Annotated in this window: 2 protein-coding genes; both read left to right on the top strand. The window is 55.3% G+C overall.

From position 1 onward, the window contains the following. Positions 1-195, top strand: a 195-nt coding sequence (locus ABUE31_RS22660) for a hypothetical protein (protein ID WP_367726032.1), incomplete at its 5' end; no start/stop codon positions are given. 332 nt (positions 196-527) lie between these two features. Continuing rightward, the coding region (locus tag ABUE31_RS22655) for a fatty acid desaturase (RefSeq protein ID WP_367726031.1) at positions 528-1,069 on the top strand (542 nt) is incomplete at its 3' end.

Here is a 1,069-nt window from a genome sequence, read left to right as displayed (position 1 = left end):
CCACCGGAGCGCTTTCAATGCCCATTGATTTCGGACAAGCTGGACGGAATAATTGTGGTGTCCCTGTCAATCGAGTACCAAATCTGCTATCTGTGTGGCGTCGTCACTCGGTGCGCTGAACTGCGCAATCCGCGCAGCCGCAAGTCCATTTCCAAACGTTGCCGAGACAAACGCTGGAGCGCTTCAATCTACTGAGCAAACGAGCGTAAAGTTGGAAACCAACGACAGGTGCCGCCCAATTTACCAGACGGCCGTCTCAAATGTAAGAATGGTGGTTAAGATACCTCCTGCTTGCGGATTAAGCTTGAGCCGTGGGTGAAGGTCATCGAATAGCGGTTTCATTCTAGCAAAGCCCGATCGGCATAAATGTCGATTGGCACGTCTCCGTTTTTGCCGTGACAATCAAATCCATTGGAGTTCGAACACTGTTGACGACACCCGCTGCGTTCATCTCCCAGAGCGAACTTGCCAATCGAGCTTGGCCCAGGATCCTGTATAACTATCGAAAACCTCACCGGGGCCGCAGCTTGTTCGAACTGGCGGTGACGCTAGTCCCGTTTATGGCTCTTTGGACGCTTGCGGCGCTTTCCGTGCATCATGGTTTCTTGTTGGGCTTCTTGCTGATTTTCCCGACAGCAGGCTTGCTGCTTCGCCTGTTCATGATTCAGCATGATTGCGGCCACGGGTCCTTTTTCGCTCACCGCACGGTGGATAACTGGATTGGCCGCATGCTCGGAGTTCTCACGCTGACGCCGTACGATTACTGGCGTCGCGCGCATGCCGCCCATCATGCTTCTGCCGGCAATCTCGATGAACGCGGCGTCGGCGATATTACGACGCTGACCGTGGCCGAATACAGATCCCTGCCCCTCGCACGTCGGCTTGCGTACAGGCTCTACCGAAACCCGCTCGTTATGTTCGGCCTGGGCCCGATTTGGCTCTTTCTGTTCAAGCAAAGACTGCCCTTCGGCATGATTCGTTCCGGCATGGAGCCTTGGGCTTCAACCATGGCGACCAACTTGGCAATCGTCGTTCTCGCGACGGGCCCAATCTGGCTTTTCGGTGTGGG

Source organism: Mesorhizobium marinum, from assembly GCF_040813675.1.
In the GTDB taxonomy this organism is placed as follows: Bacteria; Pseudomonadota; Alphaproteobacteria; order Rhizobiales; family Rhizobiaceae; genus Mesorhizobium_K; species Mesorhizobium_K marinum.
The sequence above is the reverse complement of the archived record's forward strand: the minus strand, read 5'-3'. Positions and strand labels throughout refer to the sequence as shown.